Here is a 19,457-nt window from a genome sequence, read left to right on the forward strand (position 1 = left end):
CAATCTCCTAAAGCTCACTGGCCTTCCAACTCGATATTGATCGCGAGCGAGCGGATTTCCTTCACCAACACGTTGAAGGATTCCGGCATGCCTGCGGTCATCTCGTGATTGCCGTCGACGATGTTTTTGTACATCTGGTTTCGACCGCCGACGTCGTCGGACTTGACCGTGAGCATTTCCTGCAGGGTGTACGCAGCGCCGTAGGCTTCCAGTGCCCAGACTTCCATTTCGCCGAAGCGCTGGCCGCCGAACTGCGCCTTGCCGCCCAGCGGCTGCTGGGTGACGAGCGAGTACGGACCGGTCGAACGGGCATGCATCTTGTCGTCGACGAGATGGTTCAGCTTCAGCATGTACATGTAGCCGACGGTGACCTGGCGATCGAAGGCTTCGCCGGTACGACCGTCGTACAGCGTGGTCTGTCCGGACTCCGGCAGATCCGCGAGCTTCAGCATCGCCTTGATTTCCGACTCGGCCGCACCGTCGAACACCGGCGTCGCCATCGGCACGCCTTCGGTCAACTTGCGCGACAACGCCAGAATCTCGGCGTCGTTCAACTGCGACAGTTTCTCGCGTTCGCCATGTGCTTTCTTGTCGTGGTTGTAGATGGTGTCGAGGAACTTGCGAAGTTCCGCGGCTTTCTCGTTCGCCTCGATCATCCTGCGGATCTTCTCGCCGAGACCTTTCGCGGCCCAGCCGAGATGGGTTTCGAGGATCTGCCCGATGTTCATACGCGACGGCACGCCGAGTGGATTCAGCACGATGTCGACCGGACGACCATCCGCCATGAACGGCATGTCTTCCACCGGCACGATGGTCGAGACCACACCCTTGTTGCCGTGACGGCCGGCCATCTTGTCGCCCGGCTGGATGCGGCGCTTCACGGCCAGATAGACCTTGACCATCTTGAGCACGCCCGGGGCAAGGTCGTCGCCCGCAGTGATCTTGCCCTTCTTCTCGGTGAAGCGCTTGTCGAACTCCGCACGATGCCGCGCAATCTGTTCCTGGGCCTTTTCGATGAACTCGGCGGCGTCCTCGTCCTTCATCCGGATCTGGAACCACTCGTCCTTCTTGAGGCTATCCAGGAAATCGTTCGAGATTTCGGCGCCCTTCTTCAGTCCCTGCGGACCGCCGTTGGCGACGCGACCGAGGATCTGCATGCGCAGACGCGAGAAGATCGCGCCTTCGAGAATGCGGAACTGGTCATCGAAGTCCTTCTTGACGCGCTTGATCTCCATTTCCTCGATCTGGCGCGCACGCTTGTCTTTCTCGATGCCGTCGCGCGTGAAAACCTGCACGTCGATGACGGTGCCGTCCATGCCCGGCGGCACGCGCAGCGAGCTGTCCTTCACGTCGGACGCCTTCTCGCCGAAGATCGCGCGCAGCAGCTTTTCTTCCGGCGTCAGCTGGCTCTCGCCCTTCGGCGTGACCTTGCCGACGAGGATGTCGCCCGCCTTCACTTCCGCACCGATGTAGACGATGCCGCTCTGGTCCAGACGGGTCAGCGCCTGTTCCGAGACGTTCGGAATATCAGCGGTGATTTCTTCCGGACCGAGCTTGGTGTCGCGCGCGACGCAGGCCAGTTCCTCGATGTGGATGGTCGTGTAGCGGTCTTCCTGGACGACGCGTTCCGAGAGCAGGATCGAGTCTTCGAAGTTGTAACCGTTCCACGGCATGAACGCGACCAGCATGTTCTGGCCGAGCGCGAGCTCGCCGATGTCCGTCGACGGACCATCCGCAAGCACGTCGCCCTTCGCGACCATATCGCCAACCTTCACCAAAGGCGTCTGGTTCAAGCAGGTGTTCTGGTTCGAGCGCGTGTACTTGACCAGCGAGTAGATGTCGACGCCGGCATCGTTGTCGCCGATCTCGGCCTCATTGACGCGCACCACGATGCGCGCCGCATCGACCTGTTCGATCTGACCACCGCGGGTGGCGTTGACGACCACGCCGGAGTCTCGCGCAACGACACGCTCGATACCGGTACCGACCAACGGCGTCTGCGCCTTCAGGGTCGGCACGGCCTGGCGCTGCATGTTTGCGCCCATCAGTGCACGGTTCGCGTCGTCGTGCTCGAGGAAGGGCACGAGCGCCGCCGCGACCGAAACCGGCTGCATCGGCGAGACGTCCATGTACTGGATGTCCTTGCGCTGACGCAGTTCCGATTCGCCGCGGTAGCGGGCGGACACGAGGTCTTCGGTCAGGTTGCCCTTTTCGTCGATGTCGGAGTTCGCCTGCGCGATCACCAGCTCGGCTTCCTCGATCGCCGAGAAATATTCGCAGTCGTTGGTGACCTTGCTGTTGATTACCTTGCGGAACGGCGTTTCCAGGAAGCCGTAGCTGTTCGTGCGCGCATAAACCGCGAGCGAATTGATCAGGCCGATGTTCGGACCTTCCGGCGTTTCGATGGTGCAGACGCGACCGTAATGCGTGTTATGCACGTCGCGCACTTCGAAACCGGCGCGTTCGCGGGTCAAACCGCCCGGCCCGAGCGCCGAGACGCGACGCTTGTGCGTCACTTCCGACAGCGGGTTGTTCTGGTCCATGAACTGGCTGAGCTGCGACGAGCCGAAGAATTCCTTGATCGCAGCCGCGACGGGCTTGGCGTTGATCAGGTCCTGCGGCGACAGGTCTTCCGACTCGGCGAGCGAGAGGCGTTCCTTCACGGCGCGCTCGACGCGCACCAGGCCGACGCGGAAGGTGTTTTCCGCCATTTCGCCAACCGAGCGCACACGACGGTTGCCGAGATGGTCGATGTCGTCGACGACACCCTGGCCGTTGCGGATCGAGATCAGCACTTTCAGCGCATCGATGATGTCGGAGAAGTCGGCGCCGTACTCCTTGAACATGCGCTTGCCTTCCTCGTCATTGCGCGTCGAGAAGTACTTCCCGTCGAACAGGACGCCGGTGCCGGTCACTTCCTTGCGGCCGACGCGACGATTGAACTTCATGCGGCCGACGCCCGACAGGTCGTAGCGCTCGAACGTGAAGAACAGGTTCTGGAACAGGTTCTGCGCCGCTTCCTTCGTCGGCGGTTCGCCCGGACGCATCATGCGATAGATTTCGACCAGTGCTTCCAGCGGCGTGCGCGTCGGGTCGATGCGCAGCGTCTGCGAAATGTACGGGCCGCGATCGAGGTCGTTCACGAACAGCGTGCCGATGGTTTCGATGCCGGCCTTGCGGAACTTGGCCAGGTGGTCGTCGTTCAGTTCCTCGTTCGCGGCCGCGAGCAATTCGCCGGTCTTCCTGTCGACGACGTCGTGCGCGAGGATGCGACCAAGCAGGTACTCGTCCGGCACTTCCAGCGCGCCGATCTGGGCCTGCTGCAGGTCGCGCACGTGGCGTGCGGTGATGCGCTTGCCAGCCTCGACGATGAGCTTGTCGCCAATGCGGATGTCGAACGCGGCGGTTTCACCGCGCAGACGCTCCGGGATCAGCAGCAATTCGGCGCCACCCTGCTTGTTCAGGGTGAACTCGTTGCGCTCGAAGAACATGTTGAGCATTTCTTCGTTGTTGTAGCCGAGCGCACGCAGCAGGATCGTCACCGGCAGCTTGCGGCGACGATCGATGCGCGTGAACATGCAATCCTTCGGGTCGAACTCGAAGTCGAGCCACGAGCCGCGATAAGGAATGACGCGCGCCGAATACAACAATTTGCCCGAGCTGTGGGTCTTGCCGCGGTCGTGGTCGAAGAACACGCCCGGGGAACGATGCAACTGCGAGACGATGACGCGCTCGGTGCCATTGATGATGAAGGTGCCGTTGTTGGTCATGAGCGGCAGTTCGCCCATGTAGACCTCCTGCTCCTTCACCTTCTTGATGACCTTCTGGCTGGCCGGGCTCTCGCGGTCGTAGATCACGAGACGCACGTTCACGCGCAGCGGCGCACCGAAAGTCATGCCGCGCGAACGGCATTCCTTTTCGTCGAAGGCCGGTTCTCCGAGGCGATAGTTGACGTACTCCACCGCGGCATTGCCGGAGTAGCTGCTGATCGGGAACACCGACTTCAGGGCAGCGTGCAGACCTTTGTCTTCACGCTTGTTGATGGGGGCGTTTTCCTGCAGGAATTCCTTGTAGGAGTCGGTCTGGATGGACAACAAGTACGGTACTTCGAGTACCGCCTTGCGCTTGCCGAAGTCCTTGCGGATCCGCTTTTTCGCAGTGAACGAGTAGGTCATGGTCGCGCTACCACCCTGGTTGTGCGGGCCGATGTCGGCCCGGAGTAAAGAAACGGGAATTGGAAAAAACGGCGTTGGACTGCCGCGCTTTCCGATGACCGCTCATGACAAGCGGAAAAGGCCGGGGGCTTTCGCCCCCAGCCTTGCGTGCTCGGAAACAGCTCCGAGCGCCAAGTCGGTCTTACTTGAGTTCGACCGCGGCGCCTGCAGCTTCGAGTTCCTTCTTGAACTTCTCGGCGTCGGCCTTGCTGACCGCGTCCTTGACGGTCTGCGGGGCGCCTTCGACGAGGTCCTTCGCTTCCTTGAGGCCCAGGCCAGTGATGGCACGAACGGCCTTGATGACTTCGACCTTCTTCTCGCCGGCGGCCTTGAGGACGACGGTGAATTCGGTCTTCTCTTCGACCGGGGCGGCGGCGGCGGCCGGGCCGGCAGCAGCAACCGGAGCAGCGGCGGAGACGCCGAACTTCTCTTCGATGGCGCGGACCAGTTCCATCACTTCCATCAGGGACTTGCTGGCGATCGCGTCAACGATCTGATCGTTGGAAAGGGACATTGTGATTACCTCTGAATGTTTTCTGGATGATGTGGTTCGAGATGCGAAATCGTTCGATCAGGCTGCGGCGGCTTCTTCGCCACCACCCTGCTTGTCGGCCACTGCCTTGACCGCACGGGCGAACATCGCCGCCGGTTCGGACAGCACGCGCGCCAGCATGGCGAGGGCCTGGTCGCGGGTCGGCAGTGCTGCGAGCACTTCGACATGCGAGGCCGGATACAGCTTGTCGCCGACGACGACGATCTTGGCCTTGAGCTTGTCGTTGGCCTTCGAGAACTCCTTGATCAGACGACCGGCGGCGCCGGGCTCTTCCATGGAGAACGCGTAGAGCAACGGGCCGGTCAGCTCGTCCTTGGCGATCTCGTAGCTCGTGCCGGCCACCGCGCGCGAGGCGAGGGTGTTCTTCACGACCTTGAGAAAGACGCCGGACTCGCGCGCCTTCTTGCGCATCGCCGTCATGCTGCTGACATTGACGCCGGCATACTCGGCGGCAATCAGGGAATGGGCTTTTGCAGCCACGCCCGCGAGTTCAGCAACGACTTCTTGCTTCTGAGACAGATTGAGAGCCATTTCACTCCTCCTGTTGATTTCCGTTCGCGGCTCCTGCCGCCAACGGTCCGAAGCGGCACTGATCCCTCAGCGCCGGGGACGCGGGCGTCCCGGTGGTGGCCGTTCCAGAAAAGCTTGGTTCGGGCGACACCATCTACGCAGGTCGGCTTCCTTCCGATTAAGGCGGCTTCGCGTGGCCATCTTGCGATGGGCGACTCTTGTCGCGCGCGGGCACACCACCTGCGGTCTTTGACGGCCACCCTGCGACGTGAATCGCAGGGAGCCCTCAAAAATCGGCGACCGGTCCCGCCGGTCGCCGTTGAATCGATTACTTCGTGTTGAGCGAGCCCTGATCGACCACGACGCCAACGCCGTGCGTGCTGGTCAGCGAGACCTTGACGAGGTACTGGCCCTTGGCGGTCGACGGCTTGGCCTTGATGACGTCGCCGAGCAGCGCATTGAGGTTGCCCTTCAGCGCTTCGGATTCGAAACTGGCCTTGCCGATCGTGCAGTGGATGATGCCGGCCTTGTCGTTGCGGTAGCGGACCTGGCCCGCCTTCGCGTTGCGCACGGCGCCCGCGACGTCCGGCGTGACCGTGCCGACCTTCGGGTTCGGCATCAGGCCGCGCGGGCCCAGCACCTGACCGAGCTTGCCGACCACGCGCATCGCGTCCGGCGAGGCGATCACGACGCCGTAGTTCAGGTCACCGGCCTGCATCTTCTCGGCCAGATCGTCCATGCCGACGATGTCTGCGCCCGCAGCTTTCGCCGCTTCGGCCTTTTCGCCAGGAGGGCAGAACACGGCGACCTTGACGGTCTTGCCGGTGCCGTTCGGGAGCACGGTCGAACCGCGCACGCCCTGGTCCGACTTCTTCGCGTCGATGCCGAGACGGATCGCGACGTCGACCGATTCATTGAACTTCGACGTCGCGTTGTTCTTGACGATGGCCAAGGCCTCGTCGATGCCATAGGTCTTGCCGGCCACGACGGTGGGGGTCATCTTCTGGATGCGTTTGCTGATCTTTGCCATGTCTTAACCCTCCACCACGAGACCCATGCTGCGCGCGCTACCGGCAATGGTGCGCACCGCGGCGTCCATATCGGCTGCCGTCAGGTCCGGCATCTTCTGGGTCGCGATCGCTTCCAGCTGCGCACGCGTGACCTTGCCGACCTTTTCGGTATTCGGACGCTTCGAGCCCGACTGGATGCCGACCGCCTTCTTCAGGAGAATCGTTGCCGGCGGAGTCTTGGTGATGAACGTGAAGCTGCGATCCGAATAGGCGGTGATGATCACCGGAATCGGAATGCCCGGCTCCATCTTCTGCGTGGCGGCATTGAACGCCTTGCAGAATTCCATGATGTTCAGGCCACGCTGACCGAGCGCGGGACCGACCGGCGGCGAGGGGTTGGCCTGACCGGCCTTCACCTGCAGCTTGATATAACCTACGACCTTCTTTGCCATTGTCTTCTCTCCGGGTAGTAGCGCCTGAACGAATTCGGGCTCCCCATCGGACCAGGGATTGAGCGTGCCCTGGCTTCACGCATTGAATGCTGCTGGTCAGCCCGACTTGGTCAAGCCTTCTCGACCTGACCGAACTCGAGCTCCACCGGCGTCGAACGACCGAAGATCAGCACCGCGACGCGCAGGCGACTCTTCTCGTAGTTCACTTCCTCGACGGTGCCGTTGAAGTCGTTGAACGGACCCTCGGTGACGCGCACCAGTTCGCCCGGCTCGAACAGGACCTTCGGACGCGGCTTCTCGACGCCGTCCTGGACGCGCTGCAGGATCACATCCGCTTCGCTGTCCTTAATAGGCAACGGGCGATCGGCAGTTCCGCCGATGAAGCCCATGACCTTCGCGGTTTCCTTGATCAGATGCCAGGATTCGTCGTCGATGCGGGTTGTCTTCGCATCCTGATGGGTCAGGATCTGGACCAGCACGTAGCCCGGGAAGAACTTGCGTTCCGACTTGCGCTTCTGGCCACCGCGCATTTCCACGACCTCTTCGGTCGGGACCAGCACGTCGCCGAACTTGTCTTCCATGCCGGCGCGCACGATGCGATCGCGCAGCGACTTCGCCACCTGATGCTCGAAGCCGGAATAGGCGTGGACCACGTACCAACGCTTGTTCATGTGGGTCTCTCGCTCAGCCGCCAGCCGTGAACAACCATTCGAAGATCCGCACAAGGATGCTGTCGAACAGGAAGAGAAGCAGGCTCACGATCGCGACGACCACGAAAATGACCAAGGTGGTCTGGCGCGTTTCCGGGCCAGTCGGCCAAACGATCTTGCGCAATTCGAAGTGCGATTCGGTGACGAATTCGCGTACAAATCGGCCAAAGCTGCTGGTGTAGCTGACGCCGAACGCAGCCACGATCGCCGCCAGCAGCCCGACAATGCGGAGCGCCACCGACGTGCGGGAGAAGTAGTAGTACGCGACCAGCCCGCCAACGATCAGCGCAATCGATACGGCCAGACGAACCTTGTCGGTCGCGCCATGTCCGCTGCTTTCGGTATTCGTGCTCATTCAGGATCCAGGCCGCGACAGCGATACATCGCCGCACATACATGAGTGGCACGCCAGGAGGGACTCGAACCCCCAACCTGCGGTTTTGGAGACCGCTGCTCTGCCAATTGAGCTACTGGCGTGTAGTTAACGCACGGAAGCGACGGGCCTCGCGGACCGCCGCTTCGATACAGCACCGCCGGGTTCAACCGGCGGAAAAAAGCTTAAACGAGGACCTTGGCGACGACGCCGGCGCCGACGGTACGGCCGCCTTCGCGGATCGCGAAACGCAGGCCTTCGTCCATCGCCACCGGGTTGATCAGCGTCACCACCATCTTGATGTTGTCGCCCGGCATCACCATCTCCACGCCTTCCGGCAGCTGCATCGCACCGGTGATGTCGGTGGTACGGAAGTAGAACTGCGGACGGTAACCCTTGAAGAACGGCGTGTGACGGCCGCCCTCATCCTTCGACAGCACGTACACCTCGGCCTCGAACTTCGTGTGCGGCGTGATCGTGCCCGGCTTGCAAAGAACCTGGCCGCGCTCAACGTCCTCGCGCTTCGTGCCGCGCAGCAGACAGACCGGCATTGTCGCCCGCCTGACCCTGATCCAGCAGCTTGCGGAACATCTCGACGCCCGTCACCGTCGTCTTCGTCGTCGGACGAATACCGACAATTTCGATTTCCTCGCCCACCTTGATGATGCCGCGCTCGATACGACCCGTCACCACCGTGCCACGACCCGAAATCGAGAACACGTCTTCGACCGGCATCAGGAACGGCTTGTCCACGTCGCGCTTCGGCTCCGGAATCTAGCTGTCCAGCGCTTCCACCAGCTTGATGATCGCCGGCACGCCGATTTCGCTCTGATCACCTTCCAGCGCCTTCAGCGCCGAACCCTTGATGATCGGCGTGTCGTCGCCCGGGAAGTTGTACTTGCTCAGCAGGTCCCGGACTTCCATCTCGACCAGCTCCAGCAACTCGGCGTCGTCCACCATGTCCGCCTTGTTCAGGAAGACCACGATGTACGGCACGCCGACCTGACGCGCCAGCAGAATGTGCTCGCGCGTCTGCGGCATCGGGCCGTCCGCGGCCGAGCACACCAGAATCGCACCGTCCATCTGCGCCGCACCCGTGATCATGTTCTTCACGTAGTCGGCATGGCCCGGGCAATCCACGTGCGCGTAATGGCGGTTCGGCGATTCGTATTCCACGTGCGCCGTCGAGATCGTGATCCCGCGCGCCTTCTCTTCCGGCGCCGCGTCGATCTGGTCGTATGCCTTGAACTCGCCACCAAAACGCTCCGCGCCGATCTTCGTCAGCGCCGCCGTCAGCGTCGTCTTGCCGTGATCCACGTGACCAATCGTCCCCACGTTCACGTGCGGCTTGGTGCGTTCGAATTTACCCTTTGCCATTGCGGACTCCGGTCAATCAGTTTGGTGGTTGGAAGAATGTGGTGCTCACGACGGGAATCGAACCCATGACCTCTTCCTTACCAAGGAAGTGCTCTACCGACTGAGCTACGTGAGCGAAGCAAATTGTGTTCGTGCGAGCAGCCGCCAATGGAGCGGGAGACGGGAATCGAACCCGCGCTAGTAGCTTGGAAGGCTACAGTTCTACCATTGAACTACTCCCGCTTCGGCGCAGTGTTGCCACTGCCCCAGTCGATCCGCCGGTAACGGTCCGACTGGTGGAGGAAGGTGGATTCGAACCACCGAAGGCATGAGCCAACTGATTTACAGTCAGTCCCCTTTGGCCGCTTGGGTATTCCTCCAGCGAACGAGCCCGGCATTCTGACGGCGGGAAGCACCCGCGTCAACGGGGCGCAACGACAAATTATCCGGGCGTCGCGGCTGTCCGTTCAGACATTGAAGCGGAAATGCAGGACATCGCCTTCCTTGACGATGTAATCCTTGCCTTCGAGGCGCAGCTTCCCGACCTGCTTCGCACCCGCCTCGCCCTTGAACTCGATGTAGTCCGAATAGGCAATGGTTTCAGCGCGGATGAAGCCCTTCTCGAAATCGGTGTGGATCACGCCCGCAGCCTGCGGCGCGGTGAATCCCGCCTTGATGGTCCAGGCCCGGACTTCCTTTTCGCCGGCGGTGAAATAGGTTTGCAGACCCAGCAGCTTGTAGCCGGCGCGAATGACGCGGTTCAGGCCCGGCTCGTCCAGACCCATGTCGGCCAGGAAGGCGTGTTTGTCGGCGTCATCGAGTTGCGACAGTTCTTCCTCGATCGCGGCACAGACCGGAACGACCTCCGCACCCTCGGTCGCGGCACGGGCGCGCACGGCGTCGAGGAACGGGTTGTTGCTGAAGCCGTCTTCCTTGACGTTGGCGACATACATCACCGGCTTCAGGGTGAGCAGGAACAGGTCGCGGATGGCGGCTTTGTCTTCGTTCGACAGTCCCGCGCTGCGCGCCGACTTGCCGGTGTTCAGGTGATCACGCACGCGCGTGAGCACCTCCTTTTTCACGATCGCGTCCTTATCGTTGGCTTTTGCCATCTTTTCAGCGCGGTTCAAGGCTTTTTCGACGGAATCGAGATCGGCCAGCGCAAGCTCGGTGTCGATCGTGTCGATGTCGTCCAGCGGATCGATGCGACCGGCAACGTGGACGATGTCGGTGTGCTCGAAACAGCGCACGACATGGGCGATCGCATCGACTTCGCGAATGTGCGCCAGGAATTTGTTGCCCAGACCTTCGCCCGAGGCCGCACCCTTGACCAGTCCGGCGATGTCGACGAATTCGATCAGGGTCGGGATGATCTTGAGTGGCTTGGCGATCGACGACAGCGCCTGCAGACGCTCGTCCGGCACCGGCACGACGCCGATGTTCGGGTCGATGGTGCAGAACGGAAAATTCGCCGCCGGAATGCCGGCCTTGGTCAAGGCATTGAACAGCGTCGATTTTCCGACGTTCGGCAAGCCCACGATGCCGCACTTGATACCCATGGTGATTCCTTGTTGATTCGATTTGATTACTGCGGCGGGCGTGTGCCGGTCGATGGCCGCGCAGCGCCCACGGGCGTATGCAGCAACTTCATCGCACCATTCAGGTCGCCGGCAACCGCCTGCGGCAAAACTTGCAGACCGCGCGCGACGGCGTCGCGGATCGCCAATTCATCATCACGACCAGGACGCCCGAGCACCCAGTTCGTGACTTCGTGCTTGTCGCCGGGATGGCCGATGCCCAATCGCAGTCGGTGGAACTTGCCGTGGCCAAGCGCGGCGATCAAGTCGCGCAGGCCGTTCTGGCCGCCGTGGCCGCCATCGAACTTGAGGCGCGCGGCGCCGGGTGGCAAATCCAGTTCGTCATGCGCGACCAGGCATTCTTCCGGTTCAATTTTGTAGTATCGCAGCGCCGCCGATACCGACTGACCGCTGCGATTCATGAAGGTGGTCGGCTTCAGCAGCCAGACCGACTGCCCCGCCAACTCCGCCTTGGCGGTTTCGGCCAGCAGTTTGCCGTCCACGCCGAAGCGCGCGCCGAGCGACTCCGCCAGCGCGTCCAAAAACCAGAACCCGGCGTTGTGCCGGGTTCGGGAATAGTCGGCCCCGGGGTTGCCGAGACCGACGATCAGGCGCAATGCCGTCATTGGAAGCTCCTTGTGCATCGACGAACGGGCACGACACCCGTTCGCGACGCATCCGGATTACTTCTTCTTCGCCGGAGCCGCCTTGGCCGGGGCTGCGCCCTTGGCCGCAGCGCCACCCTTGGCCGGTGCCGCACCCTTCGCTGCAGCCGCACCCTTGGCCGGGGCTGCGCCCTTGGCCGGAGCCGCGACCTTGCTTGCCGGCACGTCGGCCGCGGCGCCGTCCGCCGTCGCCTCGACTTCGGCCTTCTGCATGCGCGCGATGACCAGCGCCAGATCATGCTCCTTGCCCAGCTTCAACGCCGGAATCTCGATGTCGGCACCGAGCTTCAGGCTCGACATGTGCACGATGTCGCCGACTTCGAGCGTCGACAAGTCGACTTCGATGAACTCCGGGATGTGCTTCGGCAGGCAGTAGATCTCGACTTCGTTCAGTTCGTGGGTAATGACGACACCCACGGTCTTGCCGGCGGGCGACTTTTCCTGGTTCAGGAAGTGCAGCGGCACCGACAGACGCAGCTTCTCGGTTTCCGAGACGCGCTGGAAATCGAGATGCATGAGGATGGTCTTGAACGGATGGCGCTGGATGTCGCGCAGCAGGACCTTCTGGACCTTGCCGTCGAGATTCAGCTGCAGCACCGACGAATAGAACCACTCGTTCTGCGCCAGCAACTGGGTGCTGATCTGTTCGAGCTGGATGTTCTGCGGCGCCTGCTTGGCGCCGTACAGCACCGCGGGGATCTTGCCGGCGTGACGCAGGCGGCGGCTCGCACCCTTGCCCTCGACACCACGCGATTCGGCCTTGATTTCTTGTTTGTTTGCCATGTGATTGACTCTATTGGGAAAAACCCACCTCGCGGTGGAAGGTGCTCCGCCGCGACCAGCGGAGCGGAAACGTCAGTGCGCCTGCATCAATCGATGTAGAGCGAGCTGACCGACTCGCCGAAACTGATGCGTCGCATCGTTTCGGCCAGCAATTCGGCGACGGACAACTGGCGAATGCGCGCGCAGCCCCGGGCCGCCTCGGCGAGCGGGATCGTGTCGGTCACGACCAGCTCGTCCATGGCGGAATTCTGGATGTTCGCGATCGCCGGACCCGACAGCACCGGGTGCGTGCAATACGCGACCACTTTCGATGCGCCGCGCTGCTTCAACGCAGCGGCCGCGGCGCAGAGCGTGCCGGCGGTATCGACGATGTCGTCCACCAGCACGCAGGTCTTGCCTTCGACGTCGCCGATGATGTTCATCACCGTCGCCTCGTTCGGACGCGGGCGGCGCTTGTCGATGATCGCGAGGTCGGCGTCATCGAGGCGCTTCGCGATCGCACGGGCGCGCACCACGCCGCCGACGTCCGGCGAGACCACGACGATGTTCTTCGTGCCGTGGTTGCGCCACACGTCGCCGAGCAGCACCGGCGAGGCGTAGACGTTATCGAGCGGGATGTCGAAGAAACCCTGGATCTGGTCGGCGTGCACGTCCACCGTCAGCACGCGATCGCAACCCACGGCCTGGATCATCTTCGCGGCCACCTTGGCCGTGATCGGCACGCGCGCCGAGCGCGGGCGGCGATCCTGGCGGGCATAGCCGAAATACGGCACGACTGCCGTCACCGACGCCACCGAAGCGCGCTTGAGCGCATCGACCAGCACCAGCAACTCCATGAAATTCTCGGCCGTCGGGGCGCACGTCGGCTGAATGACGAACACCTCCTGGCGACGCACGTTTTCCTCGATCTCGACCTGGACTTCGCCATCCGAGAACTTGCCGACCAGCGCCTTGCCGAGCGGGACGCCGAGCTGCTTGCACACCGACAGCGCCAGCGTACGGTGGGCATTGCCGGCAAATACGAGGATTCCATCGGTCTTCATCGTTCACCCGTCGCGGCGGACCGCGCGTCATGATCAGGAAGCATCCTCGGCCAGCACCACGACGCCCACGCTACGGGGCGAAATGGCTGGGACGGAAGGACTCGAACCTTCGAATGCGGGAATCAAAATCCCGTGCCTTACCGACTTGGCGACGTCCCAACGCGAAACCGAACTCTCAGCCGGCGCGGCCCGCGCGGTAGGCCGAAACGGCATCCGCAAGCGGCGACTGCACCAACCCGCGCACCTTGTAGGCACGCCATTGCACCGGACAACCCGCCACGACCGCGTCGGCCTGCGCCTCGTCGGCCATCGCCGCGAACACGCAGGAACCGCTGCCGCTCATCCGTGCCGGCGCATGACCCGAAAGCCAGCGCAGCGCCGAATCCACCTCACGGTGGCGCGCACGCACGACCGGTTCCAGGTCATTGCGTGTCGGATCATCCGAAACGAAGCGCGCGATTGTGGTTGCCGGCGTGTCCCGTGTCAATTCAGGCGCGGCAAATATCTGCGGCGTTGCAACATGCACCAACGGATGCACGACGACAAAACATTGTTCCGGCAGATCAATCGCTTGCAGCTGTTCGCCAATGCCTTCGGCCCAGGCATTGCGCTGGCGCACAAAGACCGGCACATCAGCACCCAGTTGCAGGCCGATCGCCGCCAATTCGCCGACATTCAATCCTGTTTCCCAGATTTCATTGAGCGCGACCAAGACCGTCGCAGCATCAGAACTGCCGCCGCCCAGTCCGCCACCGATCGGGATGCGCTTGTCGAGCCCGATGTCGGCGCCGAAGCGACTACCCGTCACCCGCTGCAATGTGCGCGCGGCACGCACACCGAGATCGTCTTCGGCAGCAACGCCGGGCAAGGGCGAGACACGGCAAATCTCGCCATCGGCACGCGCCGACAGCGTGATCGTGTCGATCAGGTCGATGAACTGGAACACCGTCTGCAGCAGGTGATAGCCGTCGGTACGGCGACCGACGACGTGCAGGAACAGGTTCAGCTTGGCCGGCGCCGGCCAGAGGCTGGCACCGGTCAGGGTCACGGCAGAACCACCCAGGACTTGATCGCCAGCCGCACTTGGTAAGGCGGCTTGCGGGCACTGATGCGGGTCGGCCGGCCATCGCGAAAGTCGCGATAGCTGATGGCCCAGCCATCTTCACTGAATCCGCTGATCTGGCCGTCTTCGTCGCGTATCACGCTGATATCAGCGCTCATCGGACGACCTTGCAGCCAATCGCGCAGTGCCGCTACTGGCAAGTGCCAGCCGAGCTCGCGTTCAAGCAGCACTTCCGGCGAATCTGCCGTCAACGGATAAGTGCGCAGGCCCTCCAGCGTGCACAAGGCGTCATCGCCGGACAGGCGCCAGCTCTGGCCGCTGATCGGTGCTCGCAGCTGGATCATGTAATACGCGCCATCCTGCTCCCAGGTCACCGTGCCACTGCCGCTGTCGCGCCCGTCCGATACCGCAAGCCGGCCTTCGAGCCGCCAATGGGCGGCGTCGCCCACGCTGTCGATGGTGCCGCGCCGTACGCCGCAGCCGCTCAGCAACAACGCCACCAGGACCAGCACGCCGATTCGCCAGGCCGTCCTCATGGCAGCAACCGGCGCATCGTTTCGCGCAGGGTGCGGTGTTCCGGGTCGCGTGCCGCCGCCTCGGTCCAGATCTTCCGGGCGGCGTCGTGCTCGCCCTTTTTCCACAGCACTTCGCCGAGGTGCGCAGCGACCTCGGGATCGTCGAGCCGGGCATGCGCAGCACGCAGTTTCTCCAGCGCAGCATCGAGATCGCCCCGCCGATACGCGAGCCAGCCGAGACTGTCGAGCAAGGCCGCGCTGTCCGGGCTGATGCGTTCGGCACGCGCCAGCAGCGCGGCAGCTTCGTCGAGCTGACGGTTTGCGTCGACCAGCGAATAACCGAGCGCATTCAGGGCGTCGGCATCGTTCGGATCGAGTTCGATCATGCGCCGCAGGTCGCGCTCCATGTCGTCGTCGCGACCGGCCTCGGCCAGCATCAGCGCACGGGCGTACATCAGTTCGCCATCGTCCGGCAGCATGCGCAGACCGGCATCGAAGACCGCCACCGCCGCCGCGGCATCGTTCGCTTTCTGGCGCACCTCGCCTTCGAGCAGATAGCTGCGCACCAGATCATCGCGACCCAGGGTTCCGCTGGCGCGCAGTTCGGCGATGGTCGCGAGGGCCACGGAGGCGTCACCGGCCGCAAAGCGCAGCGTCGCGATGCGCAACTGCGCCGCAGCATGACTCACGCCTTCGGGCACGTCGCGATACCAGCGCTCGGCCTCGGCATCGAGCTCGACCAGTTCGGCAACGTTGCCCAGCAGCATCAGCCGCTGCGGCGGATGTGGTTCCGGCAAGGCGGCCAGATGCCGATAGGCGGCGCGCATCACGGCCGGATCGTCGGCCCGCGATGCATAGGCGATCTCGGCGGTGACCGACTCATCCGTCGCCGGATCGATCCCGGCCACGACGCCCGCCGCTTTTGCCGCGTCACCGGCAGCGTTGTAGGCATGCGCCAGCGAGAGTCGGATCAGCGCCGACTTCCCGTCCAGCGCCAGCGCCTGCTCGAGATCGGGCACGGCCGCCGCCGGGTCGCGTTCGCGCAACAGTGCGGCGCGCAGGGTGAACACACGGGCATCGCGCGGGAATCGCTGCGTCGCCAGATCCGCCAGTCGCATCGCGACCTCCGGCGCACGGCGGTCGCGGGCGAACGCGGCCCAATGCATCCAGTCTTCGGCATCGGTGCTGCGCGTCACACGCAGCTCGACAAACGGCAGGACGCGCTCGGTCGGCGTGACCCAGCGCAAGGCCTCGGCAAGTCGGCGACGAGCATCCGCAGCATCACCGAGCGCATCGGCGGCCGTGTGCGCCGCCGCGCTGTCGCCGCTGGCGAGCGCCACCGCGGCGACGTAGGCCTGGCCCGCGGGTTCGTTCGGAGCCAATGTCCGCCAACGCGCGAGCAAGGCCTGTGCCGCCACGCGCCGTCCCGCGAACAGGGCCGAGCGCAAGGCGCTCAGGCTCTGCTTCGGGTCGTCGCTGAGCATCGCGGCCTTGGCCAGACGCTCGGCCGCGGCATCGCGGTCGCCGCCCTGCAGCGCATATTCAGCCTGGAACCGCTCGAACAGCGCGAGATCATCGGCCATCAGGTTCGGCGCGGGCGGATGTCCGGGCCGCGCCACGGGCGCGGCAGCACACGCCGCGAGCACCACGCAGATGATTCCCGTCAAGCCGGCGTGCATTGCTGCACGATAGGCTTGTCGCAATCCGTTCTTGCCCATCATGGGCCTGACACCGACAATTCGCATCCGCCAATCTTCGCATGACATGACGCTTCTCGCCCTCGGACTCAACCACCAGACCGCACCGCTCGCACTGCGCGAGCAAGTGGCGTTGGCGCCCGAGCAGACGGGCGCGGCGCTGCGCGAACTGCGGTCCCTCGCGGGCGTGCATGAAGCAGCCCTGGTCTCGACCTGCAACCGCACCGAGTTGTACTGCCGCGTCGCCCCCGGCGCCGAGTCCGTGCCGCAGGACTGGCTGCACCGGCATTTCCAGCTGAGCCCGGGACGCCTCGACAGTTTCCTGTACCAGCACGAGAACGAAGCCGCGGTAAGGCATTTGTTCCGGGTCGCGACCGGGCTGGATTCGATGGTGCTCGGCGAGCCGCAGATCCTCGGCCAGGTCAAGACCGCCTACCACCTTGCGCGCGACGCCGGCGCGCTCGACTCGGCCATGGAGCGGCTGTTCCAGCAGAGCTTCAGCGTCGCCAAGCGCGCCCGCACCGAAACCCGGATCGGTGCCAGCCCGGTGTCGGTGGCCTTCGCGGCAGTACGACTGGCACAGCAGATCTTTGCCGATTTCGCGACCGCCGGCGTCTTGCTGATTGGCGCCGGCGACACCATCGAGCTCTGTGCGCGTCATCTCGCCGAAGCTGGCACCAAGCGGCTGGTGGTTGCGAACCGCACGTTGGCGAACGCACGCGGACTGGCCGACCGCTTCCACGGCCAGGCGATCGCGTTGACCGACTTGCCGGATGCACTGGTGCAAGCCGACATCGTGATCGCCTCGACCGCCGCGCGCGACCCGGTGATCACCAAGGCGATGGCCGCGAAAGCACTGAAGGCGCGCCGCCATCGCCCGCAATTCATGCTCGATCTGGCCGTGCCGCGCGACATCGCCGCCGACGTCGCCGATCTGGAAGATATTTACCTCTACACCGTCGACGACATCGGCCGCTCGATCGACGAAGCGATGCGCTCGCGCCGCGAAGCCGCGAACGAGGCCGAAGAGATCGTGGCGCTCGCCGCCGAACACTTCATGGGCTGGCTGCGCGCCATCGATGGCCCGGGGCCGATCCAGAAGATCCGCAGCGAGGCCGAGCGCCATCGCGACGACGTGCTCGACAAGGCGCGCGCCATGCTGCAGAGCGGCCGCGATCCGGCCGAGGCGCTGAACTTCCTCGCGAATACGCTGACCAACAAGCTGCTGCATGCGCCGTCGAGCAATCTGCGGGCGGCGGCACTGCGCGGCGACGCCGAGCTTCTGCGCAGCGCCGAGCAGCTGTTCATCGCGGACGATCGCAAGCGATGACGCCGTCGATCCGGCGCAAGCTCGAAGCCCTGGCCGAACGCAAGGTCGAAGTCGAACGATTGCTCTCCGAACCCGACGTGCTCGCGAACCAGAAGCGCTTCCGCGATCTGTCGCGCGAGTACGCCCAGCTGGAACCGATCGCCGACCGCCTCGCCGCGATGGACGCGAACGCGAAAGCCATCGATGCCGCGAAACAGATGCAGTTCGACGCCGATGCCGAACTGCGCACGATGGCGGCCGAGGAACTGCAGTCGCTGGAGGCCGAGCGCCAGCACCTGGATGAATCACTCGGCCTGCTGCTGGTGCCACGCGATCCCCGCGACGATGCCCCGGTATTTCTGGAAATCCGCGCCGGCACCGGTGGTGACGAGGCCGCGATCTTCGCCGGCGACCTCTATCGCATGTACTCGCGCTACGCCGAAGCGAAGCGCTGGCGCGTCGAATTGATCTCGGCCAACTCCGGCGAACACGGCGGCTTCAAGGAAGTGGTGGCGCGCGTCGAAGGCGATGGCGTCTACGCCCGGCTGAAGTTCGAATCCGGCACGCATCGCGTGCAGCGCGTGCCGGAGACCGAAGCGCAGGGTCGCATCCACACGTCTGCGGCGACCGTCGCGGTATTGCCGGAAGTGGACGAGATCGAGGACATCGAACTCAATCCGGCGGATTTGAGGATCGACACCTTCCGAGCTTCCGGTGCCGGCGGCCAACACGTGAACAAGACGGATTCGGCGATTCGCGTCACCCATCTGCCGAGCGGCATCGTCGTCGAGTGCCAGGACGAACGCTCGCAACACAAGAATCGGGCGCGCGCGCTCAGCCTGCTCAAGGCGCGGCTGCTCGACGAGCAGCAGCAGAAGCAGCACGCCGCACAGGCCGAACTGCGCCGCGTGCAGGTCGGTTCGGGCGATCGCTCGCAGCGCATCCGCACCTACAATTTTCCGCAGGGCCGCCTCACCGACCACCGCATCGGCCTGACCCTGTATTCGCTCGATGGCATCGTCGAAGGCGACCTCGACCCGGTCATCGATGCGCTGTCTCGCGAGCACCAGGCCGACGAACTCAAACTGATCACCGAGGCCGCATGACCGCACTCGCCCACTTCGTTCCCCTGCGCATCGCCGTACTGACGGTATCGGACACCCGCACCCGCGACAACGACAGTTCGGGCGATTACCTCGAACAGGCGTTGACGGCCGCCGGCCACCGGATCGCGGCACGCGAGATCGTGCGCGACGACATCTACCGGATGCGCGCGACCGTCTCGCACTGGATCGCCGACGCGGCGATCGATGGCGTGCTGATCACCGGCGGCACCGGTTTCACCGGACGCGATTCGACGCCGGAAGCGATCCGACCCCTGCTCGACAAGGAGATGCCGGGCTTCGGCGAACTGTTCCGTGCCATCTCGGTCGACGAGATCGGTACCGCAAGCCTGCAGTCGCGCGCCTTCGCCGGGCTCGCGAACGGCACCTTCCTGTTTGCACTGCCGGGCTCGACCTCGGCTTGCCGCACCGCTTGGGAAAAGATCCTGCAGGCGCAACTGGATGCGCGCACCCGGCCCTGCAATCTGGTCGGCCTGAAACCCCGTTTGCACGAGCACTGAGGA

General features: G+C 63.9%; 17 protein-coding genes, 5 tRNA genes and 1 pseudogene. 3 read left to right on the top strand and 20 right to left on the bottom strand.

Going from position 1 to position 19,457, the window contains the following annotated elements; translation table 11 throughout:
• Positions 1-14: 14 nt before the first annotated feature.
• From rpoB to IPP28_14500, 20 genes and pseudogenes are all read right to left on the bottom strand, one after another.
• Positions 15-4,175, bottom strand: a complete 4,161-nt coding sequence (rpoB, locus tag IPP28_14405) for a DNA-directed RNA polymerase subunit beta (GenBank protein ID MBL0042191.1) — start codon at positions 4,173-4,175, stop codon at positions 15-17.
• A gap of 181 nt (positions 4,176-4,356) precedes the next feature.
• Positions 4,357-4,728 (bottom strand): 50S ribosomal protein L7/L12, encoded by a 372-nt coding sequence (rplL, locus tag IPP28_14410; protein ID MBL0042192.1) that lies wholly within the window; start codon positions 4,726-4,728, stop codon positions 4,357-4,359.
• Positions 4,729-4,785: 57 nt separating this feature from the next.
• Positions 4,786-5,298, bottom strand: coding sequence for a 50S ribosomal protein L10 (gene rplJ, locus IPP28_14415; protein MBL0042193.1), 513 nt, complete (start codon positions 5,296-5,298; stop codon positions 4,786-4,788).
• 307 nt (positions 5,299-5,605) lie between these two features.
• Positions 5,606-6,307, bottom strand: coding sequence for a 50S ribosomal protein L1 (gene rplA / locus IPP28_14420; GenBank protein ID MBL0042194.1), 702 nt, complete (start codon positions 6,305-6,307; stop codon positions 5,606-5,608).
• A gap of 3 nt (positions 6,308-6,310) precedes the next feature.
• Positions 6,311-6,739 carry a 50S ribosomal protein L11 gene (gene rplK, locus IPP28_14425; protein ID MBL0042195.1) on the bottom strand — a complete coding sequence of 143 codons (429 nt, stop codon included), beginning with the start codon at positions 6,737-6,739 and terminating at the stop codon, positions 6,311-6,313.
• 110 nt (positions 6,740-6,849) lie between these two features.
• The gene (gene nusG / locus IPP28_14430; protein MBL0042196.1) at positions 6,850-7,410 is read right to left on the bottom strand and encodes a transcription termination/antitermination protein NusG; all 561 of its coding nucleotides are present in this window, start codon (positions 7,408-7,410) and stop codon (positions 6,850-6,852) included.
• A gap of 13 nt (positions 7,411-7,423) precedes the next feature.
• A complete protein-coding gene (secE, locus tag IPP28_14435) occupies positions 7,424-7,804 on the bottom strand; it encodes a preprotein translocase subunit SecE (GenBank protein ID MBL0042197.1) in 381 nt (126 codons plus the stop codon).
• Positions 7,805-7,850: 46 nt separating this feature from the next.
• A tRNA-Trp gene (locus IPP28_14440) sits at positions 7,851-7,926 on the bottom strand.
• An 81-nt stretch (positions 7,927-8,007) separates the two neighbouring features.
• Positions 8,008-9,199 (bottom strand): annotated as a pseudogene (tuf, locus tag IPP28_14445) (elongation factor Tu).
• 39 nt (positions 9,200-9,238) lie between these two features.
• Positions 9,239-9,314 (bottom strand) — tRNA-Thr (locus IPP28_14450).
• A gap of 33 nt (positions 9,315-9,347) precedes the next feature.
• Positions 9,348-9,421 (bottom strand) — tRNA-Gly (locus IPP28_14455).
• Positions 9,422-9,472: 51 nt separating this feature from the next.
• Positions 9,473-9,558: transfer RNA gene (locus IPP28_14460), tRNA-Tyr, on the bottom strand.
• Positions 9,559-9,645: 87 nt separating this feature from the next.
• On the bottom strand, positions 9,646-10,737 hold the full coding sequence (gene ychF / locus IPP28_14465) for a redox-regulated ATPase YchF (protein MBL0042198.1): 1,092 nt from the start codon (positions 10,735-10,737) through the stop codon (positions 9,646-9,648).
• A 26-nt stretch (positions 10,738-10,763) separates the two neighbouring features.
• Complete coding sequence (gene pth / locus IPP28_14470; protein MBL0042199.1) at positions 10,764-11,381, bottom strand: aminoacyl-tRNA hydrolase; 618 nt, start codon at positions 11,379-11,381, stop codon at positions 10,764-10,766.
• A gap of 57 nt (positions 11,382-11,438) precedes the next feature.
• The gene (locus IPP28_14475; protein ID MBL0042200.1) at positions 11,439-12,203 is read right to left on the bottom strand and encodes a 50S ribosomal protein L25/general stress protein Ctc; all 765 of its coding nucleotides are present in this window, start codon (positions 12,201-12,203) and stop codon (positions 11,439-11,441) included.
• Between the two features lie 86 nt (positions 12,204-12,289).
• A complete protein-coding gene (locus tag IPP28_14480) occupies positions 12,290-13,246 on the bottom strand; it encodes a ribose-phosphate diphosphokinase (GenBank protein MBL0042201.1) in 957 nt (318 codons plus the stop codon).
• Positions 13,247-13,329: 83 nt separating this feature from the next.
• Positions 13,330-13,405 (bottom strand) — tRNA-Gln (locus IPP28_14485).
• A 16-nt stretch (positions 13,406-13,421) separates the two neighbouring features.
• Positions 13,422-14,294, bottom strand: coding sequence for a 4-(cytidine 5'-diphospho)-2-C-methyl-D-erythritol kinase (gene ispE / locus IPP28_14490; protein MBL0042202.1), 873 nt, complete (start codon positions 14,292-14,294; stop codon positions 13,422-13,424).
• The gene (gene lolB / locus IPP28_14495; GenBank protein ID MBL0042203.1) at positions 14,291-14,845 is read right to left on the bottom strand and encodes an outer membrane lipoprotein LolB; all 555 of its coding nucleotides are present in this window, start codon (positions 14,843-14,845) and stop codon (positions 14,291-14,293) included. The genes ispE and lolB overlap by 4 nt, the downstream gene beginning before the upstream one ends.
• Positions 14,842-16,545 carry a tetratricopeptide repeat protein gene (locus IPP28_14500; GenBank protein ID MBL0042204.1) on the bottom strand — a complete coding sequence of 568 codons (1,704 nt, stop codon included), beginning with the start codon at positions 16,543-16,545 and terminating at the stop codon, positions 14,842-14,844. The genes lolB and IPP28_14500 overlap by 4 nt, the downstream gene beginning before the upstream one ends.
• Before the next feature lie 43 nt (positions 16,546-16,588).
• Between IPP28_14500 and IPP28_14505 the strand changes: the two genes are divergently transcribed.
• Genes IPP28_14505 through moaB form a run of 3 tightly spaced genes read left to right on the top strand, consistent with a single transcriptional unit; the run spans position 16,589 to position 19,454 of the window.
• The gene (locus IPP28_14505; protein MBL0042205.1) at positions 16,589-17,851 is read left to right on the top strand and encodes a glutamyl-tRNA reductase; all 1,263 of its coding nucleotides are present in this window, start codon (positions 16,589-16,591) and stop codon (positions 17,849-17,851) included.
• The gene (prfA, locus tag IPP28_14510; GenBank protein MBL0042206.1) at positions 17,848-18,936 is read left to right on the top strand and encodes a peptide chain release factor 1; all 1,089 of its coding nucleotides are present in this window, start codon (positions 17,848-17,850) and stop codon (positions 18,934-18,936) included. The genes IPP28_14505 and prfA overlap by 4 nt, the downstream gene beginning before the upstream one ends.
• Complete coding sequence (moaB, locus tag IPP28_14515) at positions 18,933-19,454, top strand: molybdenum cofactor biosynthesis protein B (protein MBL0042207.1); 522 nt, start codon at positions 18,933-18,935, stop codon at positions 19,452-19,454. Before prfA ends, moaB begins: the two co-directional genes overlap by 4 nt.
• Positions 19,455-19,457: the final 3 nt, after the last annotated feature.

It is taken from the genome of Lysobacterales bacterium, assembly GCA_016721845.1.
GTDB lineage: Bacteria > Pseudomonadota > Gammaproteobacteria > Xanthomonadales > Ahniellaceae > JADKHK01.

Bases quoted from the DNA above. Each gene is read 5' to 3' on its own strand.
- rpoB (MBL0042191.1), bottom strand. From the start codon at position 4,175: ATGACCTACTCGTTCACTGCGAAAAAGCGGATCCGCAAGGACTTCGGC.
- rplL (MBL0042192.1), bottom strand. From the start codon at position 4,728: ATGTCCCTTTCCAACGATCAGATCGTTGACGCGATCGCCAGCAAGTCC.
- rplJ (MBL0042193.1), bottom strand. From the start codon at position 5,298: ATGGCTCTCAATCTGTCTCAGAAGCAAGAAGTCGTTGCTGAACTCGCG.
- rplA (MBL0042194.1), bottom strand. From the start codon at position 6,307: ATGGCAAAGATCAGCAAACGCATCCAGAAGATGACCCCCACCGTCGTG.
- rplK (MBL0042195.1), bottom strand. From the start codon at position 6,739: ATGGCAAAGAAGGTCGTAGGTTATATCAAGCTGCAGGTGAAGGCCGGT.
- nusG (MBL0042196.1), bottom strand. From the start codon at position 7,410: ATGAACAAGCGTTGGTACGTGGTCCACGCCTATTCCGGCTTCGAGCAT.
- secE (MBL0042197.1), bottom strand. From the start codon at position 7,804: ATGAGCACGAATACCGAAAGCAGCGGACATGGCGCGACCGACAAGGTT.
- ychF (MBL0042198.1), bottom strand. From the start codon at position 10,737: ATGGGTATCAAGTGCGGCATCGTGGGCTTGCCGAACGTCGGAAAATCG.
- pth (MBL0042199.1), bottom strand. From the start codon at position 11,381: ATGACGGCATTGCGCCTGATCGTCGGTCTCGGCAACCCCGGGGCCGAC.
- IPP28_14475 (MBL0042200.1), bottom strand. From the start codon at position 12,203: ATGGCAAACAAACAAGAAATCAAGGCCGAATCGCGTGGTGTCGAGGGC.
- IPP28_14480 (MBL0042201.1), bottom strand. From the start codon at position 13,246: ATGAAGACCGATGGAATCCTCGTATTTGCCGGCAATGCCCACCGTACG.
- lolB (MBL0042203.1), bottom strand. From the start codon at position 14,845: ATGAGGACGGCCTGGCGAATCGGCGTGCTGGTCCTGGTGGCGTTGTTG.
- IPP28_14500 (MBL0042204.1), bottom strand. From the start codon at position 16,545: ATGATGGGCAAGAACGGATTGCGACAAGCCTATCGTGCAGCAATGCAC.
- IPP28_14505 (MBL0042205.1), top strand. From the start codon at position 16,589: ATGACGCTTCTCGCCCTCGGACTCAACCACCAGACCGCACCGCTCGCA.
- prfA (MBL0042206.1), top strand. From the start codon at position 17,848: ATGACGCCGTCGATCCGGCGCAAGCTCGAAGCCCTGGCCGAACGCAAG.
- moaB (MBL0042207.1), top strand. From the start codon at position 18,933: ATGACCGCACTCGCCCACTTCGTTCCCCTGCGCATCGCCGTACTGACG.